Raw genomic sequence first — 24,039 nt, forward strand, 5'->3', positions numbered from 1 at the left:
CACTCGATGTAATTTCTGCGTCTGCAATATCGGCTTCGCGAACAAGTTCGCGCCTACAGGTGCTCACAGGCTTTTGTAGGAGCGAACTTGTTCGCGAATAGGTAGTTACACTCGATGTAATTTCTGCGTCTGCAATAGCGTCTTCGCGAACAAGTTCGCTCCTACAGGTGCTCACAGGCTTTTGTAGGAGCGAACTTGTTCGCGAATAGGCAGTTACATTCGATGTAATTTCTGCGCCTGCAATATCGTCTTCGCGAACAAGTTCGCGCCTACAGGTGCTCACAGGCTTTTGTAGGAGCGAACTTGTTCGCGAATAGGTAGTTACACTCGATGTAATTTCTGCGTCTGCAATATCGGCTTCGCGAACAAGTTCGCGCCTACAGGTGCTCACAGGCTTTTGTAGGAGCGAACTTGTTCGCGAATGGGCAGTTACATTCGATGTAGGACTCACTGCCCCATCAGCAACTCCAGCCCACGCACCAGCGGCGTTGGCTCGTCGAGGGTGAAGTGTTCCAGCAGGCGCTGGTTGCTGGCGCGGGAATGTTTGATGTCGCCCGAGCGTGGTGCCTGATAGGTGACTTCCGGCTGCTTGCCGACAACCTGCGCAAGCGCAGCCAGCAGTTCGTTGAGCGACGTGGTCTTGTTCAGGCCGACGTTGATCGCACCTTCGATGGCGCTTTCCCGTGACAAGGCCTGCAGCAGCAGCTTGAGCAGATCCCCGACATAGTAGAAATCCCGCGTCTGCTCGCCGTCGCCAAACACGCTGACCGGCAGGCCTTTGCGGATACGCTCGGCAAAGATGCTGATCACGCCGGAGTACGGCGACGACGGGTCCTGACGTGGCCCGAAAATGTTGAAGAAGCGAAAGATCACCGGTTCCAGGCCATGCTGGCGACGGTAGAAGTCCAGGTAATACTCGCTGGCCAGCTTGTCCGAAGCGTAAGGGGTCAGCGGTGCCTTGGTGGTGTCCTCGGTGATCGCTTCGCCCTCACCGTTGTTGCCGTACACCGCCGCGCTTGATGCGAAGATCACGCGCTTGATGCCCGCTTCGCGCATGGCCTCGCAGACATTCAACGTACCGATGAAGTTGCTCTGGTGGGTGCGCACCGGGTCGTCTACCGACGCCTGCACCGAAGCCACTGCCGCCAGGTGCACGACGGCTTTACAGCCCTGCGCCGCGCGCTTGACCAGGTCGGCATCGGCCACGTCTCCTTCGATCAGCTCGACCCGCGGATTGTCGAGCGGCAAATTGCTGCGCTTGCCTGCCGAGAGGTTGTCGAGGATACGCACGGCCTGCCCGCTGGCAAGCAATGCGTCGGTCAGGTGCGAGCCGATGAAACCCGCACCTCCAGTGATCAGAACAGGAGCGTCAGACATGTCGATAATACCGATCCAGCAGGTTTGGCAGACCGGCCCGCCAGGCGCGAGGCTTGATGCCGAAGGTGTGGAGAATTTTCTTGCAGGCCAATACCGCGTGCTGCGGTTCTTCGGCTGCATCGGGACGCGCGGCATGAGCCTGCGCAGTGGGCGATTCGATAGCCAGCGCGTGCAGCAGACGCGCTTCGGTGAGCACTGCCTGCCCCAGCGCCAGCGGCGTGGTCGCCTCGTGTCCGGCGTAGTGGTAGGTGCCCCATAGCGGCGCTTCGCAGTCGAGTTGCTTGATGACCGAAATGATCACCCGCGCCGCATCATCGACCGGCGTCGGGTTGCCGCGACGATCATCGGCGAGCAACAGTTCTCCGGGTTCTTTGGCACGCGAGAGGAAGCGGCCCAGCACGCCATCGGTGCTGTCATCCAGCAGCCAGCCGAAACGCACCAGTACATGTTGCGGGCAGGTCGCGCGGACGCTCTGCTCGATACGCCACAGGGCCTGACCGCGCAGGCCCAGCGGTACAGGCTCGTCTTTTTCGCTGTAGGCCGTCGCGCGGGAACCATCGAACACACGATAGCTGGACGGCTGAACCAGCGTGATGTTGTGGTGCTGACAGAGTTCGGCAAGACGCTCGACAGAGCGCTCCTGATGGGTCAGGCGCGCTTCACTCACGGTCTCCGCCTGAAACCAGTCGAAGTAGTAAGCAAGGTTGATCAGGGCATCGGGACGGGTGTCATCAAGCAGTTGCGTAAGGCTCGCCACGTCCCAGCCGTCTTGCGGTGGACGTGGTGCGAGGAAACCAATGTCTTCCTCGGCACCCAGACGAATCAGCGCCTGCCCGAGGGCATTCCCGCCGCCCAACAGCATAAGGCGCATTCGCATAGAGTCAGCAGGCTCGGTATCAGGTAATCAAACGAACAATTGAAAAACGCCTGCAAACATAACACGTTGCCTGCCAACCCCCAACAGTTGCGCAGCCTGGCGGGTTGATGACGCCGCGACAAAGCGTTGCAGCGTCCTGGCGTGCCGGTTGAGTTACTGAGCTGCCGGACCCGGCGTGCTGTTGCCCTTGGATAGACCGGGCGGCGCAGGTACAGGTGCAGAAGGTGTCGCCGCAGCAGGATCCGAAGGCGCGGGTGGGCCTTCGGCTTCGACGCCAGCCTGCGGATTGTTGAAGCCCGGCCCCATGACCATCTGTGGATAAGTCTGCGCGAAACGCACATTCGGATTTTTATCCACAAGCCGCTTGAGACGCTCGTTGAAAGCGCGCCCTACCGCGTACTGCCCGCCCGAAGAGGTACGAAACTGCGCGGTCAGCACCATGCCGTTGAGGTCCATGCTATCGACGCCGAACACTTCCAGCGGCCCCTGAAGGTTGTGCTTGAGCAGAATGTCTTCGCTGATCGACTGGCCGGTTTCGCGAATCAGCGCCAGCGCATCATCAATGTCGGAGTCGTAGGTGAAGCGCACCGAGAAGAACGCGTAAGCGAATTGCCGTGACTGGTTGGTGACCGCCTTGATCTGGCCGAACGGCACCGAATGGACGAAGCCCTTGCCGTCGCGCAGGCGCACGGTACGGATGGTCAGGCTTTCAACCGTACCGGAATGGCCCGTGCTGAGCACCACCCAGTCGCCCACTGAAAAGGTGTCCTCGATGATGATGAACAGGCCGGTGATCACGTCCTGCACCAGTTGCTGCGAACCGAAACCGATGGCCAGACCGACCACCCCGGCACCCGCCAGCAGTGGTGCCACGTTGATGCCCAGGTTGGCCATGGTGGTGATCGCACAGATCACCACCAGAATGATTTTCACCGCATTGCGCAACAGCGGCAGAATGGTTTTGATCCGAGTGCTCGGCTGACGACCGCTGCGATGATTGACCGGCGGTTTGAGGGCTTCCTGAATGGCGGTGTCGAGTACCACCCACAACAGCCAGGTGACGACGAAGATCAGACCGATACTGCTCAACGAATCACTGATCACCCGGCCAAGGGTGTTGCGCTGGGCAAACTCGAACATCGAGAAGCCCCAGATGCGGCCGAGTATCTCGATGAAGCCGATGGCCAGTGCGATACGCAACACCGCGTACACCAGGCTCAGCAGGCGCGCCTTATACACGTGCCCGCCGCGCCCGAGGGTTTCCGTCGGTTTGAACAGGTGCTGGAACACGGTGCTGAGGAACACCGTGGCAATCAGCAGAATAGTGGTGAACAACGCGCAACGCAGCGCTTCCTGACTGTCCTCACCGGCGCCGATGAGGTTGATCGCCGAGACCAGAATCATCAGCAGGATCGGCAGGTGCCACAGCTTGGAGAATATCTTCAACGACTGTTGCAGCGCGGGCCGTTGCAGGCGACTGCTCAATGAGCGGTTACGGATCAGGTGGGCCACCGGGCGACGCACCTTGATGATCAGCATGCAAAACACTACCGAGGCGAACAGCCCGGTAAACACCGCAACACTGGTGGTGACGTTACTGCCGAGCTGACGGGCGATCTGCGGACTGGTCAACGCATCGCTCAGCGCCGCCAGAAAGCCGACCACGAACAGTGGCCTTGGCGCGTAGCGGCGAATCATGTGCACGGCGGCACGCTTGTGCCCGAAGTTGAACATCACGATCACGCAGAGCAGCACCGAAGTCGAAACGATGCCGCTGCTGGTTGCATACGCGAAACACAGCGCCAGCGCACGGCCTACCGAAGACGGCATGAAGTGGCTGACGTAAAGGGTCAACGGCAGGCAGACGATGGCTGGCAGGGTAAACGGCAACACGTACTTGAGCAGCGCCTGACTGCGCGCGCGCACCCGCATGAACGGTGTACGGCACAAGCGTACAGCCAGAAAACGACCCAGCGTGGTCAGAACCGCAAACGATGCGATCCATACAAAAGACAGGGCGAGGAAGTCCCCGGCGACACTCCATGGAGAACGTGTAGTGCGTTTGTTGACCAGCTTTTCGAGCTCATCGGCGGCGCGGTCGGCGCGCAGTTGCCAGACGTCGAACAGGTTGTCGTCCAGATTGAGCTTTTCCTGGACGTCATCGATGCTGGTACTGATGGCGCCGAGCAATCCGCCCTGCACCAGCAGCTCGGGAGCCTCGGCGGCAGGCTCTGCGCCATCGGCCGGTTTCGCATCGGTCTGGTCCTTGTCCGCTGCCTTGTCATCCGCCTTCGCAGCGGGTTTGTCAGCAGCCTTGGAGTCGGCTTTGGGGTCAGCCTTTTCAGCCGCCTTGTCGTCTGCCGGCACCGCCGCGCCCATCGGTAATGCAGGTACATCGGCCGCCTGGAGATTGAAACTGCCTGCGAATAGCAGCAGACCCGAAAGGATCAAGATTTTCAGCTGAGACGCCACGCAGTTCTCTCCTTCAATGGGCAAGTCAAACCATGGACAGGGCAAGGCAAGCCTCGACCCCAATGAACTGATTCCCGTATGCGCGGCAAGTTCGGTTTCGGCAGGGAAATACGATGAGTCAATGTTTCAGAAAAATCGCGCCAGGGCAGTACGCTCAGTCTTCTCGACTGAACTATGCAAAACGCTCACTGCCGGACTTATCGGGGGCTGCCGAAGGTGTACAGCCGTTTGCGCACCACGGCGTTCGCCCTGTAAACCCGACATCGAGAACCCGACATCGAGAGGAATCTGCATGAGCACGTTCAACACCAAAGATGGCACCGAGATCTATTACAAGGGTTGGGGCACGGGCAAACCGGTCCTGTTCAGCCACGGCTGGCCGCTGGATGCGGACATGTGGGAATACCAGATGCAATACCTGAGCAGCCGGGGCTATCGCACCATCGCCTTCGACCGCCGCGGGTTCGGTCGTTCCGATCAGCCGTGGACCGGCTATGACTATGACACCTTCGCTGACGACATCGCCGAACTGATCGAACACCTCGATCTGCGCGAGGTGACGCTGGTGGGCTTCTCCATGGGCGGCGGCGACGTCACCCGCTACATCGCCAAATATGGCAGCGAGCGGGTGGCCAAACTGGCGTTGCTGGGCTCGGTTACGCCGTTTTTCCTCAAGACCGGTGACAACCCGGAAGGCGTCGATCAGTCGGTATTCGATGGCATCACGGCAGGCCTGCTCAAGGACCGTGCTCAATTCATCAGCGACTTTGCCAGCACGTTCTACGGCATCAACCACGGCCAGAAAGTCTCCGAAGGCGTACAGACGCAGACACTGAACATTGCGCTGCTCGCTTCACTCAAGGGCACGCTGGATTGCGTAACAGCGTTCTCCGCAACCGACTTCCGCCCGGACATGGCAAAAATCGATGTGCCGACCCTGGTGATTCATGGTGACGACGATCAGGTGGTGCCGTTCGAAGCCTCGGGCAAGCGTGCTGCAGCGATGATCAAGGGTGCCGAACTGAAGGTCTACCCAGGCGCACCGCACGGGTTTGCAGTGACCCATGCAGAGACGCTCAACAAAGACCTGCTGACGTTTGTGCAGGGCTGATCGTTTGTGTGACAGGGAGCCGATTGCCGACTCCCTGTCGGGAGCGGATCAGTCGGCCTGTACGGTCAATTGATTCTGCTCGCCCAGCCCCGCGATCCCCAGACGTATGCGTTGCCCCGCACGCAGGAAGACAGGTTGTGGCTTCACGCCCTGCCCCACACCCGGTGGCGTCCCCGTCGAGATGACATCGCCTGGTTGCAGGCTCATGCACCGGCTCAGGTAGGCGATCAGTTGCGGCACGCTGAAAATCAACGTGCGCGTATTGCCATTCTGATAACGATGGCCATCCACTTCCAGCCACAGGTCGAGCGAGTGAGGGTCGGCAACTTCATCGCGGGTCACCAGCCACGGACCTAGCGGGCCGAAGGTATCGAAGCCTTTACCCTTGTCCCAGGTCCCGCCGCGCTCGAGCTGCCATTCGCGCTCGGACACATCGTTGATCACGCAATACCCGGCCACATGCTCCATGGCATCGGCTTCGTCGATGTAGCGCCCGCCCTTGCCGATGATCACGCCCAGCTCGACCTCCCAGTCAGTCTTGAGCGAACCACGGGGGATCTGGACATCATCATTGGGGCCGCAAATTGCGCTGGTCCACTTGTTGAAGATGATCGGCTCCTTCGGCACTTCCATCTGCGACTCGGCTGCGTGGTCGGCGTAGTTCAAGCCTATGCAGATGAACTTGCCGACCTGCCCGACACACGGCCCGATGCGTGGCTGGCCCGGAACCAGAGGCAGGCTCTCGGGATTCAGCGCAGCGAGGCTTGCAAGACCTGCAGGGCTCAGCACATCGCCAGCGATATCCTTGACGTGTGCGGACAGGTCACGGATCTGGTTGGCAGCATCAAGCACGCCTGGCTTCTCCAGACCCTTCTCACCGTAACGTAGCAATTTCATCGAATTCTCCCGTTTCTGTCCAAGGTGTGAACCGCGGATCAAGAGGGTGACGCCCTGTTGCCCAGCCTGCGCGGCGATACGTTTTCGTATAAGTCCGAACCTGACAAGTCCGGACACATAGCATTGCAGCCGATGCCTCGCCTAATGAAATTTACGAACAATTGCGCGGCAAGCCGGGTTCGCGTTTAACCACAGAAAACCAGGATCAAACAGCGGCGGTCATAATTAATACACACAACGAGTATTAATATCAGCTCCAGTTGAAACGAGCCTTTCGCCAACACGACGGGCTCGTATTCTTTCACGGGTGAGCTGAACTCATGTCAACGCTGATACTGTCCCGCCGATTACCGCCGCGTCAGCTACGCCACTGGCCAGATCAGCCCGTGGGTAACTGCAACGTTGCCCCATCGTCACTTGTCGTCCAGCACAGCGACAACACGCCACGCACATGGCCGCACGGCGCGTTGGCGATTGCACTGGCGATCGGGTTGCATGCCGCGCTGGCAGCGTGGCTGATGGCCGATCACCCGCAAGCGCCCGAGCCGACCCCGCCGATGCCGATCACCGTGCAGTGGGTGCCGCCGCCCGTTGCGCCGCCAGTTGCACAACCGACGCCGCCCGAGCCAACGCCTCAGCCAGCACCTGAGCCGCCTGCGCCAGCCCCCAAACCTGCGCCGCCTGAGCCCAAACCTGCCGAGCTACCCAAGCCCAAGGCGCAGCCCAGAACCGCGCCGAGCAAACCTGTCGCCAAGCCTGTTGCGCCGGCGCCTTCCGTCGCGGCGCCCACACCGGCGCCTGCTGCAGCGCCAGCGCCAAGACCTGCGCCAGCGGCGCCACAGACCACCACCGCGCCCATAGGCCGGGCCGGTTACCTGAACAATCCGCCGCCGGTCTACCCACCCGCCGCCGCGCGCCGCCATCAGGAAGGCACGACGATGCTGCGTGTGCATGTGCTGCCCAACGGACGTACCGACCAGGTGCAAGTGCTGCAAAGCAGCGGCGTCCCGGCGCTGGATGAAGCCGCGCAGGCCGCCGTCCGGCAATGGACCTTTATTCCCGCCAAACGCGGCGACACCCCGGTAGAAGGCTGGGTCAACGTCCCCATGGCCTTCAAACTCGCACCCTGAGGCTCACGTCATGAACACCGCTTACTCCGTACTCATTACCCAATCCTCAATGGCCCTGCTGGTGATTTTCTCGCTGGTGACCTGGGCGTTGCTGCTCGGCAAGACCTTCCAGCACTGGCGACTGACCCGGCAGAACCGACGCTACGCCACGCAGTTCTGGGCCGCCGGCGACCTGAAAAATGCGCTGCACCTGCCCAACAGTGAAGGCAGCCTGGCACGCCTGACCGATGCCGGCGCGCAGGCCCTCGCCGCGCCCCACGACTCGCCGGACCTGGGCCACAGCTGGAACCGCCAGGACTTGCTCGAGCGCAGCCTGCGTCAACAGATCCACAAGGAACGTCGTCGCCTGGAGAGCGGCATGATCCTGCTGGCATCGATCGGCAGCACCGCGCCCTTCATCGGCCTGTTCGGTACGGTGTTCGGGATCATTCATGCACTCAGCGCGATCAGCCAGGCCAAGTCGGCGAGCATTGCGGTGGTCGCCGGGCCGATTGGCGAAGCGCTGGTAGCGACCGGCGTCGGCATTGCCGTCGCGGTGCCTGCGGTGCTGGCCTACAACTTTTTCGGGCGGCGTCTGAAGCTGGTGATCGCGGACCTTGAGGAGTTCGCCGTGGACTTCCTCAACCTCTCGCAACGCAACGCCTTCCGGCTGCAACCCGACCACCGCGACAAGACGGCCCCGAGCCTGAAAGGAGTGAGCTGACATGTCCTTCTCCACGTCCAATGATGACGATGCAATCAGCGACATCAACATCACGCCGTTGGTGGATGTGATGCTGGTACTGCTGGTGACCTTCATCGTCACCGCACCACTGCTCAATAACGCCATACCGCTGGACCTGCCGCAGACCGTCGCCACCACCTCACTGGATCAGGCCGACCCGGTGGTGGTGAGTGTCGATGCCAGCGGCGGCGTGTTCATCGACAGCGAAGCTGTAGCGCTGGAGCAACTTCCGGAGGCGCTGCAAACCCTGCACAGCAAAGACCCGGACGTCGCCGTCAGCCTGCGCGCCGATCAGGCGACGGGTTACGGCCGCGTGGCCCAGGTGCTGGCCGATGTGCAGAAAGCCGGCATCAGTCGCCTGTCGGTGATTACCGAAAGCCCCTGAAACAAAGACCTGTCGTTCACCACATGACCCGCCGCAAGCGCGGCGCCCTGACGCCTCCAGGAAAATCTTTCCATGAACAATCGATCGATACCGCGTGCACCTCGATTCCCGGTAACGCGCCTTGCGCTACTGGTTTCATTGAACTCACTGTGCCTGATCAGCCCGTTCATTCAGGCCGATGACGACGTGCCCACCTCGGTAACAGCGCCCGCCAGCGACGACAGCGCCGCCATGACGCTGGGCACGGTGTCAGTGATTGGTCAGGGCGAGACCCGCCAGGTGCAGCGCGTGACGCAAAAGGATGTGAAGGCTTACTCGGCAGGCACCAGCCCGATGAAGGTTCTGCAACGCCTGCCGGGGGTCAACTTTCAGTCCGGTGACCCGCTGGGCCGTGAAGAAGGCAGCCAGCGCATCAGCCTGCGCGGCTTCGATATGCACCACCTGGGTTACACGCTGGACGGCGTCACCCTTGGCAACATGAGCTTCGGCAACTTCAACGGTCTGAGCATCACCCGCGCGATCATCGCGGAAAACATCGCCTCCAGCGAAGTGGCACCCGGCATCGGATCACTGGGCACGGCATCGAACAGTGATCTGGGCGGCACGATCCAGTTCACCAGTTCCAACCCTGATAAAGAGTTCGGCGCGCGTCTGTCGCAAACCCTGGGCAGCTACGACACGTCACGCACTTTCATGCGGGTCGACACCGGCGAATACAACGGACTTTCAGCGTACGTGTCGGGCGAAAAGTACGACGCCGACGCCTGGAAAGGCCACAACAACCCGCAAAAGTCCGACGCGGTGAACGCCAAGGTCAACTACAACTTCGGCGACAACCGGGTGAGTTTCTTCCACAGCACCTCGTCCCATGACGAAGCCAACCTGCCGAACATGTCGAAGAGCATCATCCAGCGTCTGGGCTACAACTGGAGCTACTACACGCCGGACTGGACCCGCGCGGTCAATGCGGCCAACGGCATTTATAGCGGCGGGGTAACCAGCGCAAACGATGCGACCTACAACGCCAGCAGCCTGCGCGACGACGAACTGGACATCCTCAACGGCAACTTCTCGCTGACCGATGATCTGGTCCTGGACGCCACCGTCTATCACCACCATGACTCGGGCCGGGGCAACTCGTATTACCCGTTCGTCTACACCAGCGGCTCGACGACGGTGCCGAGCAATTCGATTCGCAGCACAAAATACGGCATTGATCGAACCGGCTTCCAGAGCTCGCTGACCTACTACCTCGGCCAGCATGAAATTCAGGGCGGGTTCTGGATTCAGTCCAACAAGAACGACATCTCGCGCTACCTGTTCGATACCACCAATGCGACGCCGCAGAACCACATCGTCAAAACCGATGGCCTGCCCTTGGCGGCCACCGTTCTGGACCAGAGTTACAACGACCTGACCCGGCAGTTCTACCTGCGCGACACCTACACATTGCTCGATGACCGCCTCAAACTTGAGTTCGGCGCGAAAAATACCGTGACCACCTCGACAGCCGAGGGCAAAGGTGGCGGTTATGCCAGTGGTTCGCTGCAAGCGCGGGACAGGTTTCTGCCGCAAGCAGGTGCGACCTACAAACTCGACGAGGACGACGAAGTCTTCACCTCTTACTCGGAAAACATGGCCGCATTCCCGAGTGGCGGTTATAGCCCGTTCTTCACGACGCAGAGCGCCGTCGATGCGCAGAACGGCTTCAAGGACCTGAAGCCGGAAACCTCGAAAACCGTCGAATTGGGCGTGCGCCGCAGCACCAGGCTGTATTCGGCCTCGGCAGCGATCTACAACACCAAATTCGATAACCGCCTGGTCGCCATCACCAATTGCACGGGCATCGTCATCTGCCAGAACGGCGTCGCCAACGTCGGTTCGGTCACCAGTCGAGGCCTGGAACTGTCGTTCGGCCTGACGCCCAATGAGAACTGGCGCTGGTCCAACTCCATGTCCTATAACCACAGCACTTACGACGATGACTACACCAGCGGCGGCAACACCGTTCATGTAAAAGGCAAGACCGTCGTCGATACACCGAAACTGATGTATTCAAGCAACCTGGACTGGAATTGGGAACACTGGAACGCCGGCTTGCAAGGCAGCTACATCAGCAAGCGCTATTACACCTACACCAATGACTCCAGTGTCAGCGGCTACTGGCTGGCGAACGCCAACCTCGGCTATGACTTCGGCAAACTCGGCGCCCTCAAGGACACCACGCTGTCGCTGAACATGGTCAACCTGTTCGACAAACGCTACATCTCCACGCTCAACACCGACGCCAGCGCAGCCACCGACCCGGCGGGCAACTTGCAGATTCTTCAAGTGGGCACACCGCGCAGCGCATTCGTAACACTGGGCGTGAAACTCTGATCGTTGCTGACTGAAGACGGGCGAAGGATCGCCCCACCCGCCACCTGCATTGAATGACGCTACGCGGTCTGCCCCTAGAGACAGGCTCCTGTGGGAGCGAGCTTGCTCGCGAAGGCAATCCGCCAGTCGCTGCATAATACGTGTCGGTTGCCAGCCCCACGGCGACGAACAGCGCACTGTGCTGCATACTTCCCCCCTCTCTAGCGCCTGACCTCCATGTGGACACCCCATGACACCCAACGCAGAACTCTATAACCCCTCCACCGAATATGCCGACAAACTGATCTCGCGCATTGGCCAAACCCCTTCGTGGATCGCCAAGCGCATCGGTGTGACCGACAAACGCATTCGCTACATCCTCGATGGCGAGCGGACCGTCAAGGGCGAGACCACGCCGATTCAGATGACCTATACCGAGCAGTTTGCGCTGGAGTGCCTTGTGGCAGAGGCTATAGCCCTGAGGATGTAGGCCCGCAGGCTATCAAGCATTGCCCTTGAATCTGAGGTTCCTGATAATCACGCCCCCAAATAACTCAGGCAAGGAAATGCAGTGAAAGGAAATCTACTGTTGGTTGCGGTGCTTGCACTGTTGATGCAAGGCTGTGGCGTGACCATGACGCGTTACGAGCCCAGCTTCGATAACGTCCAGAAGCTCAAGCAGACGCCTCCCCTTCTACCGATCCGTCAGGCCCAGGTCAGCGCCGCGGCAGGTCAGGATTCATTGCAGGTGCGGGGTAATCCTGTCACATCCCCTAGCGGCAGCATCACGCAACATATTCAGGATGCCCTGACGGGTGAACTGGACCGCGCAGGTCTCATCGACCCACAATCGCCGCGCCAGCTGAATGTGCTGGTTACCCATAATGAACTGACCGCTGGAATGGGTACCGGCACCGGCACAATCGCCGCGCGCTTCACCCTGCTTGACGGCGAGAAAGTTGAATATGACGCCACCAAGCAGGTCAGCAGTCAATGGAACAGCAGCTTTCTGGGTGCGGTCGCTATCCCCAATGCGGCAAACGCTTACAACCCGCTGGTGCGTGATTTGCTCAAGGCTTTATACAGCGACCCGTTGTTTACCCAGGCGCTGAACCACAAATAAAAAAAGAGCCCACATGGGCTCTTTTTTTGGGCGGTCAGTTCATTACGCCTGCGGAACACTAACATTCAGCATTGAATACTTCAGACTCTGGCTATCCACCAACTGCTTGAGCAGTGAATTGACCTGGCGCGTAAATGTATCGGTAACAGCCTTCTGCGGGGTATTGGCCATCATCGGCACAAACCAGATACCTATCCAGGTATTGATTGCATCATGGTTACCGACTGTTCTCAGCACCTTACCCTGAGAATCCTGCGCGTCCAGGCTCATGCTGTACTGATCGGTGGCCATCGAAGGAATAATAGTCAGGGTCAGGCCACTGACAAACGCCATTACCATTTGGCCACCGCTCGGCGGATGGTTATACACCTTGAGGTGCAGGCTGTAGTCGCCTGGCTGTTTCTTGAACTCATCAAGGGTCACTCGGCCAAACAGCCCTGAGTCAGTCAGCACTTTTTGCAGTTGAGGCTTGAGTGCATCCCGAGCTTGCGGTACTTCTACTGCGCCGGCGGTACCGGGTGTGCCCTGGTAGAAATCGAAGGCAACAAACACGTTGGGTTTGTTCGTGTAGCTGGCCATGGAGGGCATGGTGACTGGCGCTACTTCATCCTTGGTAAAGCTGGCGCAACCGCTCAATACCAGCATTGCCGCAAGACCCAGCGTCTTCAAGCGTTTCATTTACGATTTCCTTAGTCAATAACAGAACGTCTGTCCGAATCCATTCAAGAATTGCGGCCTTACCGCTACCTCATACGGCAGCGATAGAGGCCACTATTGTGCCACCAACTAAAGCTTCGTCAATAATCTTTAAACTGGCGCAGGCCTCCAGGCGAATGATCCGGGAAATAATTGGCCACAGCCGCAAAGAATTTCATGCGCTGGATCGTCTCGCGCTATTTCATACCCCACGGCTTATTTTCGCGCTGCTCCTAATAAGCGATGCAACAGAGGCCCAGTAGTTCTTGAACTAACTACCTGCGCACCTGGGATGGCTGTTGACGCTACCTTTGAAGCCAAACGGCCCCACCAGGCACAACGCAGGCGCCACCCTGCCTGAGCGGGCCCTGCACATGCGCGAATACCGTCAACGGCCAGGCAATGACCGCAATCGCGACCAGCAGCATCAGGATCACGGTGACTGACAGCGCACGCTCACAGCAAAAAATAAAGATTGAATCCTCACAAAAAATGTTATTTAAATAACACAAATAAAAGCCGTCGAGGCTTCCGTCGGCGCTGGTGAGGTCAACATAACAATGAGCAAGATTGCAGTCATCGGCAGCAACATGGTCGACCTGATCACTTACATCGAACGCATGCCCGCCCAGGGCGAAACGCTCGAGGCACCGCGTTTTGCCATGGGGTGCGGCGGCAAGGGCGCCAATCAGGCCGCCGCCGCGGCGCTGCTGGGCGCCGACGTGCTGATGCTCAGCAAGGTCGGCGACGATGCGTTCGCCGATACGACCCTGGCCAATTTTCAACGACTGGGCATTGATACACGCTTCGTCGAACGGGTGCCGGGCGTGTCGAGCGGCGTGGCGCCGATCTTCGTCCAGGAGAACTCCCACAACAGCATCCTCATCGTCAAAGGCGCCAATGCCCACCTGAGCCCGGCCGATATCGACCGCGCCGAGGCGCAACTGCGCGATTGCGCTTTGATTGTGCTACAACTGGAAGTCGAGCTGGCGACCGTCTACCACGCCATCGCCTTCGCTCACCGGCATGCCATCCCGGTGCTGCTCAATCCGGCACCGGCCTTGGCCGGCCTGAGCCGCGAGCACCTCGCGCAGCTGGACTTCCTGATCCCCAACGAGAGCGAGCTGGCCCTGATCAGCGGCCAGCCGGTGACGTGCGCCGAGGAAGCGGCTCAGGCTGCACGCCAATTGGTCGCGCTGGGCGTACGCCACGTCATCGTCACCCTCGGCGAACAAGGGGCGCTGTACGTCGGCGCCGAAGGCGAGTGGCAGGTGCCAGGGGTCAAGGTTCAGGCGCGTGACACCACCGGTGCCGGTGACGCCTTCATTGGCTGCTTCGCCCGGCACTGGAGCCAGGACGGAAATATTCGCCAAGCCATGCACCAGGCGGTGGCCTACTCCGCCTGCTCGGTCACCGGCCTCGGCACGCAATCTTCTTACCCCGATGCGTCCACGTTTGCACGATTCCTCGATGCATCGGCCAACTGACACTCACCAGCATCTCGCGGAGAACAATAATGAATAAGCCTGCGCTGCAACAAACTCCGGACGGGTTCTACCTGAACCGCACGCCGTGGTTCGCCTTTCTCCTGCTCTGCAGCATATTTGCCCTGTGGGCGGCGGCCGCGAGCATGAACGACGTGCTGATCGCGCACTTCAAGAAGGCCTTCCTGCTCAGTGACTTCCAGACCGCTTTCGTGCAGTCGGCGTTTTACCTGGGTTACTTCTTCGTCGCCATTCCGGCGGCATTGGTGGTGCGCCGCTTCAGCTACAAGACCACTATCCTCATCGGCCTGATGCTGTACCTGTTCGGCTGCGCCCTGTTCTTTCCGGCGGCGTCGACTGCCAAGTACGGCATGTTCCTGATGGCGCTGTTCGTCATCGCCGCCGGCCTGTCGTTTCTCGAGACCGCGTGCAACACCTACTCGACACTGATGGGGCCGCGGGAAACCGGCACGCGGCGCCTGAACATCTCGCAGACCTTCCACCCATTCGGCGCCATGACCGGGGTATACGTCGGCAGCTTCGTGATGTTCAAGGACACCGACGCCACGCGCGAACAGTTGACCCAGATGAGCGCCAGCGAGGCAGCAGCGCAGCAATTGCAAATGATCCAGTCGACCCTGCTGCCGTACAAATGGATGATCGCGGTACTCATATTGATGTTCATTCTGATCGCCATCACGCGCTTCCCCGCATGCAAGGGCAACGGCACCGTCAGCGAACCGCGGGCGAGCATCGGCCAGAGCCTCGGCCGCCTGCGGCGCAATCCGCGCTTTTGCTTCGGTGTGCTGGCGCAGTTCCTCTACGTCGGCGCGCAGGTCGGGGTATGGAGTTTCACTATTCGCCTGGCCATGCAAATGGGCGGCATGAACGAGCGCAGTGCCTCGTGGTTTCTGCTGACCACCTTTGCCGCCTATTTTATCGGCAAGATGATCGCCAATCTGCTGATGCGCAAAATGCACCCGGCCAAAGTCCTCGCGGTGTATGGCGTGCTGTGCATCGTGCTGCTGGCCTACACTATCCTGGTGCCGAACATCAGCGCGGTGTATGCCGCCGTAGGGGTCAGTGTGTTTCTCGGGCCTTGCTGGCCGACCATCTATGGTCTGACCATTGATGGGCTCGGCGAGGACACCGGTGTCGGCGGCTCGTTGCTGGTGATGAGCATCGTTGGCGGTGGCGTGATGCCGATCTTCCAGGGCCTGCTCAGCGACGCCAATGGCGGCAACATGCAGATTGCCTATAGCGTGCCGCTGCTGTGCTTCGTGGCCATCGTGATGTACGCAGTGTACTGCATGCGTCAGCCGCAACCGGTGCTGGGTGGTTCGGCCACGGCGGTAGCGCAATGAGTAACGAAGCGTGGCGCCTGCCGCTCTACCCACAGCTCTGGGACCAGGCCAGCCGGCTGCTGCTCGAATCAGCCAATTTCAGCGTGCGTGCCTGGACCTACCCCAGCGGGGTCAAGGCGCTATCACTGGAAAACAGCCGCGGCAAACTGGTGATCCTGCCCTGGCAGGGGCAGATGATCTGGTCGGCCGAATTCGACGGCGTTGATTTGACCATGCTCAATATGTTCACCCAGCCGCGGCCCAGTGCCAGCGTGATCGGCACCTACGGCTGTTTCATGTTTCACAGCGGCCTGCTGCGCAACGGTTGCCCCGGGCCGGAGGATGATCATGCGCTGCACGGCGAAATGCCCTGCGCGCCGATGGACGATGCCTGGCTGCAGGCAGGTGAAGATGAGCACGGCGCTTATCTGCGCCTCGGCGGTACCTACGAATACGTGCAGGGCTTCGGCGACCATTACCGGGCCAGCCCGAGCGTGACCCTGCGCCCGGCCAGCGGGCTGTTCGAGATCGGCATGCAGGTGGTCAATCTGGCCGGCAAGGCCATGGACCTGATGTACATGGCGCACATGAACTACGCCTACGTCGACGGCGCCCGCCTCACCCAGCCCCTGGGCTGCGAGCGCACACGGGTGCGCGCCAGCGTGCCGGCCCATGTGCGGCCGACGCCGACCTGGAGCGCCTATATAGCAGAACTGAGCCAGGACCCGGCCCACCTCAAGGTGCTCGACTCGCCCGCGCTGTATGACCCGGAGATCGTCTGCTTCTTCGATGACGTGCGCAGCGACGCTCAGGGACAGGCGCACTTCTTTCTTGATCACCCAGACGGCGCGGCGTTCTACACCCGCTACAGCCCCCGGCAATTTGAACATGCCGCGCGCTGGATCCTGCATAACACCGATCAGCAGGTGGCGGCCTTCGTCTTGCCGGCCACCTGCGAACCGGAGGGCTACCGCGCCGAACTCGCCAAAGGCAACGTGCGCAGCCTGGCGCCCGGTGCCCGCGCCGAGTTCAGCGTGACCACCGGTTACCTCAACGCACCCGAACGCCGGGCGCTGCAACCGTGATGCATCTAGAGCACAAGCTGCGCGCCGCCGGCCTCGATGGCCTCGCGGTAGCTGCGCGGGATTTTCTTGTCGCTGACCACGCAATGGAAATCGCTCAAGGCACCGAAGTGCGCAGTGCGTACGGCGTCGAATTTGGAGTGATCGGCCAGCAGCAGGCTTTGCCGGGCCTGGCGCATGACCTTCTGCTTGACCTCAACCTCGTGGAGATTGAAGCAGGTGACACCGCAGTCCAGGCTGACCCCGGCCGCCGAGACAAAGGCCCAGGTCAGGCGCACGCCATCGAGGATGCTGGTTTCGGCATGGCTCTCGAACACCTGATTCTTGCGGTGGAACATGCCGCCGCACAGGACGATGCTGCAGTTGGGTTTCTGCTGCAGCTTGAGCAGCACGTTGAGCGAGTTGCACACCGCGGTGAACTCCAGCTCATCGGGGATGAAGTCGACCACGAAGGGGATCGTCGTGCCACAGTCGAAAAATACCGTATCGCCGGGCTGGATGAAGGTGGCGGCCAGCTTGCCGATGCGGCGCTTCTCCTCGACATGGCGGGTGCCCTGCTCGCTGACCCGGTAATCCCCCGGTTCAGGATCATCGTGGGCACGGGTGATGTAGCCGCCCAGCAGTCGTAACCGCTCGGGGTGCCGGCTGAGGTCGCGGCGCAAGGTCATTTCGGACACATCGAGCAGCGCCGCCATCTCCCGCAGATGGATCGCTTTCTGATCTTGCAGGGCCTGTTGAATCTGTTTGATGCGGTCGGTTTTCTTGACGTCCACGGGCATCCCGGCAATCCGTTGGTGGGGTCACTAGAGTAACACCAAGTGTTAATTTTATAACTTACGGGTATCCACCCAAGTATTTTTACCGATAACAGGAATCCCTTGATGAATTCGCTCGAACCCGCTGCACTGGCCCAGGCCATCGATCACACCTTGTTGGCGGCGGATGCCAGCCGAGAGCAGATTGCCACGCTTTGCGCAGAAGCCCGGGAACACGGCTTCTACTCGGTGTGCGTGAACTCCAGCCAGGTGCCTTTTGCCGCCCGACAACTGGCCGGGTCTGCCGTGAAGGTCTGTGCGGTGGTGGGCTTTCCGCTGGGCGCCGGGCTGAGTGCCAGCAAGGCGTCGGAAGCAGCCCTGACGATCGCCGCCGGGGCTCAGGAAATCGACATGGTGCTGAACATCGGCTGGCTCAAGGACGGTCTGTTCGATGAGGTCCGCGACGATATCGCCGCGGTGCTGCAAGCCTGTGGCAAGGTGCCGCTCAAGGTGATCCTGGAAACCTGCCTGCTCGATGAGGCGCAGAAGGTGCGCGCCTGCGAGATCTGCCGCGAGCTGGGCGTGGCATTCGTCAAGACCTCCACTGGCTTCAGCCGCAGCGGCGCGACGCTCGAGGATGTGGCGCTGATGCGCCGTGTGGTAGGCCCTGACATCGGCGTCAAGGCGTCTGGCGGGGTGCGTGACGTGGCCACGGCCAGAGCGATGATCGAAGCTGGCGCAACGCGCCTGGGCACCAGTTCCGGGATTGCGATCGTGACCGGCGCAGGTACGGGGGCGGGTTATTGAGTCTGCGGGCTTTGACATCAAAGCCCGCTGCACTTAGCTCAGGTCGATCACACCGGTCATGGCCGTGAAATGGCTTTGCTTGTGCTGGACCTTGTCGAGAATCTGCGCAGGGGTCGACTCGCGGAAGACCACCATGTGCCCGACGTCCTTGCCGCCCTCGGTCACGCGTTCGATATCGTTGATCATCCAGGTGGTCAGCTCTTCGGCAGTAATGCCCAGTTCGGCCGCTACTCGCTGGTGGAGGCGCTCGGCGTCGCATTGATTGAGTTGATCGCTGTTCATGGGGCTGGCTCCTTCAAGGGGGGTTAAGTTCAGTCCCCGCGAGGGCTCCATAGTTCAGTCGCGTTCGAGCGGGCTGCGAATGGCCGGTCACAACTGCATGACGGCTCTCGCAGACGCTATCACTACTGCTTCACGCAACACCGCTTTCAGAAAAGCCTATCTCCAGACTACGTGACGATTTAATCATGGCAGCACACTCATCACTGATGACAGGCTTACTAAAAAGATAACCCTGCATTTGATCGCAGCCATACGTCACGAGCAGTTCCAACTGGTCGACTGTTTCGACGCCTTCTGCAATGACGTTAAGACCCAATTCGTGCGCCAATACGATGACCGCCCTGGTGATCGCGGCGTCCTCATGATTGCTGGTTATATCCTTGATGAACGCCCTGTCGATTTTGAGGGCATCAAGAGGAAATCGCTTCAAGTAGGCCAGACTGGAATAGCCCGTGCCGAAATCATCGACCGAAAGGCTGATGCCATACGACTTTATATCTCGAAGTATTTCAACCGCCGACTCGGGATCGATCATCAGCATCGACTCGGTCAGTTCGAACTCTAAAAGAGCGGGGTTGATACCGTACGCTTCAACGATATGCTTGACGGTCTCAGCCAGGCCTTTTACCTGAAGCTGCCTGACGGACAGATTGATGGCGATCGGCACCAGCCTGATATGATTCTCTTCCCAGCGCTTCAGGGTTTCGCAGACTTTCCGGATGACCCACACGCCGACAGGAATGATCAGGCCCGTGTCCTCAAGAATAGGGATGAAATCAGCCGGAGAAACCATGCCTTGCTCAGGGTGATTCCAGCGCAATAAAGCCTCCAGACCACTTATCCTGCCATCGGTAAGGCTGACCTTGGGCTGAAAGTGCAGAATAAACTCATCGCGCTCGAGCGCGCCGCGCAACAGCGTTTCAGTTTGCAAGCGCCTGGTTAAACTTTCGTTCATCCTGGCGTTGTAAAACTTGAAATTATTACGGCCACTTTTCTTCGCCTGGTACATGGCGGTATCCGCATTCTTCAAGATCACACCAGTGTCACGCCCGTCAAACGGATAATTAGCGATGCCGACACTCGCCGAAACGAATATATCCTGGCCGCCAAGGTTGAACGGTTTCCCCAACGCCTCAACAACATGGGTCGCAAGCGATTTGATGAGGCTCTCGGAATAAACAGAGTGTGTGACGACGATCGAAAATTCATCGCCTCCCAGCCGCGCAACCACACTGTTCTCACCTATGCAGTCTTTCAAGCGTCGACCCGCCTGAATAAGCAATTGATCGCCCACTGAATGCCCCATGGTGTCATTCACGGCCTTGAATCTGTCCAAATCTATGAATATGACGCTTACTGCATCTGGCGCTGACGTTTTCCGACTGATTATCTCGCGCAGATAATTGCTGAGGAACCAGCGATTAGGCAGATGGGTGAGCGAATCATTTTCGGCCAGATAGGTGAGTTTTTTCTTTGCGTCATACCGTTCAAGCGCGGCGGCCAAGAGGTTGGCAAGTGTTTGAAGGTAGCTGACATCTTCACGTGTAAAGGGGTGGTCCGTGCTGGCATACACCCCAAGCACGCCCTTGAAAACCTCCGTGCAGGATATATCAACCTCCAGGCTACTTCTAATCGTGTAAGCGTCCACTGTTTCAGCAGGAAGCAGCGTGTAGCGATTATCAGGCGCATCAGAATTAATCACAAACCCCGCAGAAGGAGCAGTACCGTTCAGAAAATCATCATGATGACCGCTGCGGATTTCAAATCGGGTCAAGCCAACCCCCGCGTGGAGGATGGTCCCATGGCTCACTCGATCAACGACCAATAAAGCGGCCTTGCTCAATTTCAGTCCTTGCGCCGCAGTCAGTGCTGCCCGTTCACCTAGCACACTGACGTTTTCTTCTGTCAATGCCTGCTGGCCAAACAAGGCGATAAGGTTTTGCCTTCTGGAGTTATCCAGAATCGCCACTTCAAATTCTTTTCGATCTGTAATATCGATATCGATGCAGATGTATTTTTCAACGCCGCCCAAGTCATCGAGAATAGGTATGACAGTGCGTTGATGCCAAGCCTCCTTACCGGTACGACCAGAAAGCCTCACCTCACCGTTCCACACCTTGTTTTCAGGTGCCCATAGCCACGGTTCGTTGGCTGAAGACATGCCGGTCCAGACTTCATCGATCGTCAACTCTAAAAGCTCGGCTCGCGAATGCTGTGAGCTGGTGACGAATCGCTCGTTAACGTAGGTGATACGTCCGGAGGCCGACACTTCGCAAACGATGGACACCTCATCCAGCGCATTTTTATGCTGCACCAAGGTATTCATCAACGATTCGATACGCAGGCCAAAGTGATTGCGCATACTCGCAGCAGTACGGTTTACGGCTTTTATAGCCTCCTGTATTTCCATGGGAGCATCAGCGACCAACATCGCTTCTGCTGCCACTGCGCCTGAAGCGATTTCTGCCTCATAAGAATGAAGCTTGCCCAGGTGGGCAAGCGAACGCTTGATCATGAACCCCATTAACATCAAGCTGATCAGCAAGAAAAATCCCGCAAAGAGTGTCGCCTGGATCACCAGACTGTAGAGTTCGGCAGCAATTCTCTCGGCGTTGAAAGACAGACGCATCACGCCGTAATCTTTCCCGCCAATAGTGATCGGACGATTGACATCGAATAATCGTGCAGCGACTTCAGACTCTATCCACGCAGGTGCTCTGCCAAGCGGCGCACTGGCGGCCTCAAGGCGAATGACGCCACCCGACAGGTCAATAAACATGGCCGATTTGAACGGCGAGCGGGCCAGGGTTTTTTCGAGGGTTCTTTTGATAGTGTCGTAATCGCCGATGACGACACTTTCCTCTACCGCTTGCGCGGCAACCTCGATCAGCATGTTGGCGGTGTCTTGTATCTCTTCAATATGCTGAAGCAGCTGATTTTTATAAAACAGAACCAGACCCGTCGTCAGAAAGGTCAGTATCAGAATGGATAACATCGCCAGTATTCGCGACGTCAGTGATTTGGGCAGCAGGCTTTTAAAGAAATTCATTAACAGCCTCTCCAGCTAACGTTGAAATTATTTACTTAAGGTTTGCCGGCAAACTTTTATAAAAATCTCGATAGGAAGCATAATCCGCTTCCGTCGCAGGAATGAACGTAATCGGTGCCGGTGCATGGACGAGCTCGGTTGCCTCACGCAGAATCCTGCTACCGTCGGCGTCATGTTGCATATTCAGAAATGCGTTGGCGACCGCATCACGTTCTTTTTTAGAAACCCGCGGGGATGCCATCAGGGCTAAATCATTGAACGAGGCCGAACTCCACAGTGCGCGGAACGACTTCCCTTCCCTCTCCGTGTAGCCGCTTACAAGCTGTGAGTTGGCCCCCATCGCTTGAGCCTTACCACTCAGGAGTTGGCTGAACGCACCGTCCATGTTTCCTGCAAACACCGTAGATGTATTGATGCCTTGCTTGACCAATTCCGAGCTGGTGACTTTATAAGCAATAAACGCTTCGGGTCCCGGGTAAACAACTTCTTTGCCCGCTAGCTCCGAAAGGCTATGAATTGGCGAGTCGACAGGCACCACGATTTGTCCTTCGAGGGCAGGCGCGTCACGGCGACCAAACACCGTCCAGCCCATCTTGTCGCGTTCGGGGCTAAACAGATGGTTGGTGAACGCGAAATCAACTTCTTGCGCGAGCACATAACTCGTTGTGTCCGAGGAGGTTCGCCCTAACTTCAGCGTGAGGTTCACGCCGCTTTTTTCGGACACGTACTTTATGATGGGATTCCAAAAACTGGCTGAAAGATTAAGATTGTATTGATTGACAGGCGAAAAATTGTACACTTTAAGCTCTTCAGAAGTCGCCACATTCGACAAGGCAACAGACAGGGCGATCATGATAGCTTTGCAGCTTAGGCGTAACTTCACTTGTTCACTCCACCTACATAAGAACTTATTAGCCAACGGGGATGAGCACTAACTTAAGCTCAGCCATCTCATATAATCGGCCGAGGTGCTTGAATCTTAAGTATCGATTGCATGAATAAATGTTAATCGGCCAGCCCACACACCTGCCGGCCCCGCCACAGGCAGCTGTCTGCCCAAAACAGTCGCTTAGTACAGTACAAACGGCTGACTTCACCCCGGCGAAGAAGAATAATTGAGATCTCTTGTCGGGCTGTCGATCCGCTCACCATTCCAGGGAAGCCAATGCTCATTTCACTCTTGTCAAATGGTCAGCCACACACGCCAGAGCGATTGGAACTGATCGCCCCCTGGTGGAGTTTTACGAAAACGGTCCTGGCTGCGACAGCCCTATCGTTGGTGCGTGACGGACTGATCGGATTGGACGACCCCATTCCCGACCAGCCTTTCACCTTGCGCCAGCTACTGCGGCACGAGGCAGGCCTGGCTGATTACGGAGAACTTGCGCAGTATCACACCGCCGTTGCCAGCGGTGACCCCGCTTGGCCGGCAGATGAAATGATGCGACGTCTTGACGGTACTCGACTTCGATACAGTCCCGGAACCGGCTGGCGTTACTCGAATCTAGGCTACTTGTTCATCGGCAGGCTAATTGAACGGCTGACTGATCTGACGCTTGATGATGCGGTGATTCAACGTGCTCTTTCGCCTCTGGGCATCTCGAACGTGCGCTTTGCTAAAACACGAGCCGATTTACAAACGACCCATCAGGGAAGTACCTCGAATTATGACCCCGCCTGGGTTTACCACGGTTTGTTGATCGGCCCGATTTCGCAAGCAGCGCTCTTTCTGGATCGACTTCTCTGCGCAGACCTCCTCTCCACGGGCCTGCTCCAGGAAATGCAGACAGCACGAACACTGGGCGGCCCGATTCCCGGGCGCCCATGGATCACGCCGGGCTATGGCCTGGGCTTGATGCAAGGTTCGATTGACGGTGGGTATTCTCTATCCGGGCACACAGGCTGCGGGCCAGGCAGCGTCATTGCTGTCTACCGCATCTGCGACGGCGACGCATCGGCTTGCTGCGCTGCTTTTGAGGCGAATGCCAGTGAAGGTGCTATTGAAGCCATCGTTGTCGGGCAACTTATGCAACGTGTGCGGCAGGGGGTTGACGGCATCAAAGTCCGTTAGCCGTAGGCCTTATGGT

General features: G+C 58.7%; 21 protein-coding genes. 12 read left to right on the forward strand and 9 right to left on the reverse strand.

All coding sequences use genetic code 11. The features are described 5' to 3' along the window. Positions 1 to 447: 447 nt before the first annotated feature. From KUIN1_RS23500 to KUIN1_RS23510, 3 genes are all read right to left on the reverse strand, one after another. A complete protein-coding gene (locus tag KUIN1_RS23500; RefSeq protein ID WP_152092319.1) occupies positions 448 to 1,377 on the reverse strand; it encodes an NAD-dependent epimerase/dehydratase family protein in 930 nt (309 codons plus the stop codon). After that, positions 1,370 to 2,254 carry a sugar nucleotide-binding protein gene (locus KUIN1_RS23505; protein WP_011269054.1) on the reverse strand — a complete coding sequence of 295 codons (885 nt, stop codon included), beginning with the start codon at positions 2,252 to 2,254 and terminating at the stop codon, positions 1,370 to 1,372. Before KUIN1_RS23505 ends, KUIN1_RS23500 begins: the two co-directional genes overlap by 8 nt. 153 nt (positions 2,255 to 2,407) lie before the next feature. Next, positions 2,408 to 4,726, reverse strand: a complete 2,319-nt coding sequence (locus KUIN1_RS23510; protein ID WP_152092320.1) for a mechanosensitive ion channel family protein — start codon at positions 4,724 to 4,726, stop codon at positions 2,408 to 2,410. A 292-nt stretch (positions 4,727 to 5,018) separates the two neighbouring features. On the opposite strand from KUIN1_RS23510, the gene KUIN1_RS23515 reads away from it, so the two are divergent. Then, a complete protein-coding gene (locus KUIN1_RS23515) occupies positions 5,019 to 5,837 on the forward strand; it encodes an alpha/beta fold hydrolase (RefSeq protein WP_152092321.1) in 819 nt (272 codons plus the stop codon). Between the two features lie 48 nt (positions 5,838 to 5,885). Here KUIN1_RS23515 and KUIN1_RS23520 read toward each other — a convergent pair whose 3' ends face one another. Next, positions 5,886 to 6,734 (reverse strand): ureidoglycolate lyase, encoded by an 849-nt coding sequence (locus KUIN1_RS23520; protein WP_054091754.1) that lies wholly within the window; start codon positions 6,732 to 6,734, stop codon positions 5,886 to 5,888. Positions 6,735 to 7,054: 320 nt separating this feature from the next. Between KUIN1_RS23520 and KUIN1_RS23525 the strand changes: the two genes are divergently transcribed. The 6 genes from KUIN1_RS23525 to KUIN1_RS23550 all read left to right on the forward strand — a co-directional run bounded on the left by KUIN1_RS23525 (position 7,055) and on the right by KUIN1_RS23550 (position 12,454). Beyond that, positions 7,055 to 7,864: an energy transducer TonB gene (locus KUIN1_RS23525; RefSeq protein WP_054091755.1), complete on the forward strand. Its 810-nt coding sequence runs from the start codon at positions 7,055 to 7,057 to the stop codon at positions 7,862 to 7,864. Between the two features lie 10 nt (positions 7,865 to 7,874). Beyond that, the gene (locus tag KUIN1_RS23530; RefSeq protein ID WP_024642434.1) at positions 7,875 to 8,567 is read left to right on the forward strand and encodes a MotA/TolQ/ExbB proton channel family protein; all 693 of its coding nucleotides are present in this window, start codon (positions 7,875 to 7,877) and stop codon (positions 8,565 to 8,567) included. Between the two features lies 1 nt (position 8,568). Continuing rightward, a complete protein-coding gene (locus KUIN1_RS23535; protein ID WP_111522229.1) occupies positions 8,569 to 8,973 on the forward strand; it encodes an ExbD/TolR family protein in 405 nt (134 codons plus the stop codon). A gap of 72 nt (positions 8,974 to 9,045) precedes the next feature. Beyond that, a complete protein-coding gene (locus KUIN1_RS23540; RefSeq protein ID WP_152092322.1) occupies positions 9,046 to 11,352 on the forward strand; it encodes a TonB-dependent receptor in 2,307 nt (768 codons plus the stop codon). A 229-nt stretch (positions 11,353 to 11,581) separates the two neighbouring features. Beyond that, complete coding sequence (locus KUIN1_RS23545) at positions 11,582 to 11,821, forward strand: hypothetical protein (RefSeq protein ID WP_003317071.1); 240 nt, start codon at positions 11,582 to 11,584, stop codon at positions 11,819 to 11,821. Between the two features lie 81 nt (positions 11,822 to 11,902). Continuing rightward, positions 11,903 to 12,454 (forward strand): hypothetical protein, encoded by a 552-nt coding sequence (locus tag KUIN1_RS23550; RefSeq protein WP_011269061.1) that lies wholly within the window; start codon positions 11,903 to 11,905, stop codon positions 12,452 to 12,454. A 42-nt stretch (positions 12,455 to 12,496) separates the two neighbouring features. On the opposite strand, the gene KUIN1_RS23555 is transcribed toward KUIN1_RS23550, so the two are convergent. Further along, complete coding sequence (locus KUIN1_RS23555; protein WP_060405910.1) at positions 12,497 to 13,132, reverse strand: hypothetical protein; 636 nt, start codon at positions 13,130 to 13,132, stop codon at positions 12,497 to 12,499. A 578-nt stretch (positions 13,133 to 13,710) separates the two neighbouring features. Here KUIN1_RS23555 and rbsK point away from each other — a divergent pair. From rbsK to KUIN1_RS23570, 3 genes are read left to right on the forward strand one after another with little or no spacing between them, the layout of a single operon-like run. Further along, on the forward strand, positions 13,711 to 14,637 hold the full coding sequence (rbsK, locus tag KUIN1_RS23560) for a ribokinase (protein WP_011269062.1): 927 nt from the start codon (positions 13,711 to 13,713) through the stop codon (positions 14,635 to 14,637). Positions 14,638 to 14,666: 29 nt separating this feature from the next. Continuing rightward, the gene (gene fucP, locus KUIN1_RS23565) at positions 14,667 to 15,998 is read left to right on the forward strand and encodes an L-fucose:H+ symporter permease (RefSeq protein ID WP_032654158.1); all 1,332 of its coding nucleotides are present in this window, start codon (positions 14,667 to 14,669) and stop codon (positions 15,996 to 15,998) included. After that, positions 15,995 to 17,062, forward strand: a complete 1,068-nt coding sequence (locus KUIN1_RS23570; protein WP_152092323.1) for an aldose 1-epimerase family protein — start codon at positions 15,995 to 15,997, stop codon at positions 17,060 to 17,062. Before fucP ends, KUIN1_RS23570 begins: the two co-directional genes overlap by 4 nt. A gap of 5 nt (positions 17,063 to 17,067) precedes the next feature. Here the strand turns inward: KUIN1_RS23570 and deoR are convergent, their stop codons facing one another. Further along, a complete protein-coding gene (deoR, locus tag KUIN1_RS23575; protein WP_024650906.1) occupies positions 17,068 to 17,838 on the reverse strand; it encodes a DNA-binding transcriptional repressor DeoR in 771 nt (256 codons plus the stop codon). Positions 17,839 to 17,940: 102 nt separating this feature from the next. Between deoR and deoC the strand changes: the two genes are divergently transcribed. Beyond that, positions 17,941 to 18,621 carry a deoxyribose-phosphate aldolase gene (gene deoC, locus KUIN1_RS23580; protein ID WP_003436656.1) on the forward strand — a complete coding sequence of 227 codons (681 nt, stop codon included), beginning with the start codon at positions 17,941 to 17,943 and terminating at the stop codon, positions 18,619 to 18,621. 33 nt (positions 18,622 to 18,654) lie between these two features. Here deoC and KUIN1_RS23585 read toward each other — a convergent pair whose 3' ends face one another. From KUIN1_RS23585 to KUIN1_RS23595, 3 genes are all read right to left on the reverse strand, one after another. Further along, entirely contained in the window at positions 18,655 to 18,903 is a 249-nt protein-coding gene (locus tag KUIN1_RS23585) for a hypothetical protein (protein WP_011269066.1), read from the reverse strand. Positions 18,904 to 19,033: 130 nt separating this feature from the next. Beyond that, positions 19,034 to 21,952: a putative bifunctional diguanylate cyclase/phosphodiesterase gene (locus KUIN1_RS23590; protein WP_011269067.1), complete on the reverse strand. Its 2,919-nt coding sequence runs from the start codon at positions 21,950 to 21,952 to the stop codon at positions 19,034 to 19,036. 31 nt (positions 21,953 to 21,983) lie between these two features. Beyond that, positions 21,984 to 22,805 (reverse strand): phosphate/phosphite/phosphonate ABC transporter substrate-binding protein, encoded by an 822-nt coding sequence (locus tag KUIN1_RS23595; RefSeq protein WP_172980075.1) that lies wholly within the window; start codon positions 22,803 to 22,805, stop codon positions 21,984 to 21,986. A gap of 312 nt (positions 22,806 to 23,117) precedes the next feature. On the opposite strand from KUIN1_RS23595, the gene KUIN1_RS23600 reads away from it, so the two are divergent. Beyond that, on the forward strand, positions 23,118 to 24,023 hold the full coding sequence (locus KUIN1_RS23600) for a serine hydrolase domain-containing protein (protein WP_152092324.1): 906 nt from the start codon (positions 23,118 to 23,120) through the stop codon (positions 24,021 to 24,023). Positions 24,024 to 24,039 lie beyond the last annotated feature (16 nt).

The organism is Pseudomonas sp. KUIN-1, from assembly GCF_009176725.1.
Classification (GTDB): domain Bacteria; phylum Pseudomonadota; class Gammaproteobacteria; order Pseudomonadales; family Pseudomonadaceae; genus Aquipseudomonas; species Aquipseudomonas fragariae.

Bases quoted from the DNA above. Each gene is read 5' to 3' on its own strand.
- KUIN1_RS23500 (WP_152092319.1), bottom strand. From the start codon at position 1,377: ATGTCTGACGCTCCTGTTCTGATCACTGGAGGTGCGGGTTTCATCGGC.
- KUIN1_RS23505 (WP_011269054.1), bottom strand. From the start codon at position 2,254: ATGCGAATGCGCCTTATGCTGTTGGGCGGCGGGAATGCCCTCGGGCAG.
- KUIN1_RS23515 (WP_152092321.1), top strand. From the start codon at position 5,019: ATGAGCACGTTCAACACCAAAGATGGCACCGAGATCTATTACAAGGGT.
- KUIN1_RS23520 (WP_054091754.1), bottom strand. From the start codon at position 6,734: ATGAAATTGCTACGTTACGGTGAGAAGGGTCTGGAGAAGCCAGGCGTG.
- KUIN1_RS23525 (WP_054091755.1), top strand. From the start codon at position 7,055: ATGTCAACGCTGATACTGTCCCGCCGATTACCGCCGCGTCAGCTACGC.
- KUIN1_RS23530 (WP_024642434.1), top strand. From the start codon at position 7,875: ATGAACACCGCTTACTCCGTACTCATTACCCAATCCTCAATGGCCCTG.
- KUIN1_RS23535 (WP_111522229.1), top strand. From the start codon at position 8,569: ATGTCCTTCTCCACGTCCAATGATGACGATGCAATCAGCGACATCAAC.
- KUIN1_RS23540 (WP_152092322.1), top strand. From the start codon at position 9,046: ATGAACAATCGATCGATACCGCGTGCACCTCGATTCCCGGTAACGCGC.
- KUIN1_RS23545 (WP_003317071.1), top strand. From the start codon at position 11,582: ATGACACCCAACGCAGAACTCTATAACCCCTCCACCGAATATGCCGAC.
- KUIN1_RS23555 (WP_060405910.1), bottom strand. From the start codon at position 13,132: ATGAAACGCTTGAAGACGCTGGGTCTTGCGGCAATGCTGGTATTGAGC.
- rbsK (WP_011269062.1), top strand. From the start codon at position 13,711: ATGAGCAAGATTGCAGTCATCGGCAGCAACATGGTCGACCTGATCACT.
- fucP (WP_032654158.1), top strand. From the start codon at position 14,667: ATGAATAAGCCTGCGCTGCAACAAACTCCGGACGGGTTCTACCTGAAC.
- KUIN1_RS23570 (WP_152092323.1), top strand. From the start codon at position 15,995: ATGAGTAACGAAGCGTGGCGCCTGCCGCTCTACCCACAGCTCTGGGAC.
- deoR (WP_024650906.1), bottom strand. From the start codon at position 17,838: ATGCCCGTGGACGTCAAGAAAACCGACCGCATCAAACAGATTCAACAG.
- deoC (WP_003436656.1), top strand. From the start codon at position 17,941: ATGAATTCGCTCGAACCCGCTGCACTGGCCCAGGCCATCGATCACACC.
- KUIN1_RS23585 (WP_011269066.1), bottom strand. From the start codon at position 18,903: ATGAACAGCGATCAACTCAATCAATGCGACGCCGAGCGCCTCCACCAG.
- KUIN1_RS23590 (WP_011269067.1), bottom strand. From the start codon at position 21,952: ATGAATTTCTTTAAAAGCCTGCTGCCCAAATCACTGACGTCGCGAATA.
- KUIN1_RS23595 (WP_172980075.1), bottom strand. From the start codon at position 22,805: ATGATCGCCCTGTCTGTTGCCTTGTCGAATGTGGCGACTTCTGAAGAG.
- KUIN1_RS23600 (WP_152092324.1), top strand. From the start codon at position 23,118: ATGCTCATTTCACTCTTGTCAAATGGTCAGCCACACACGCCAGAGCGA.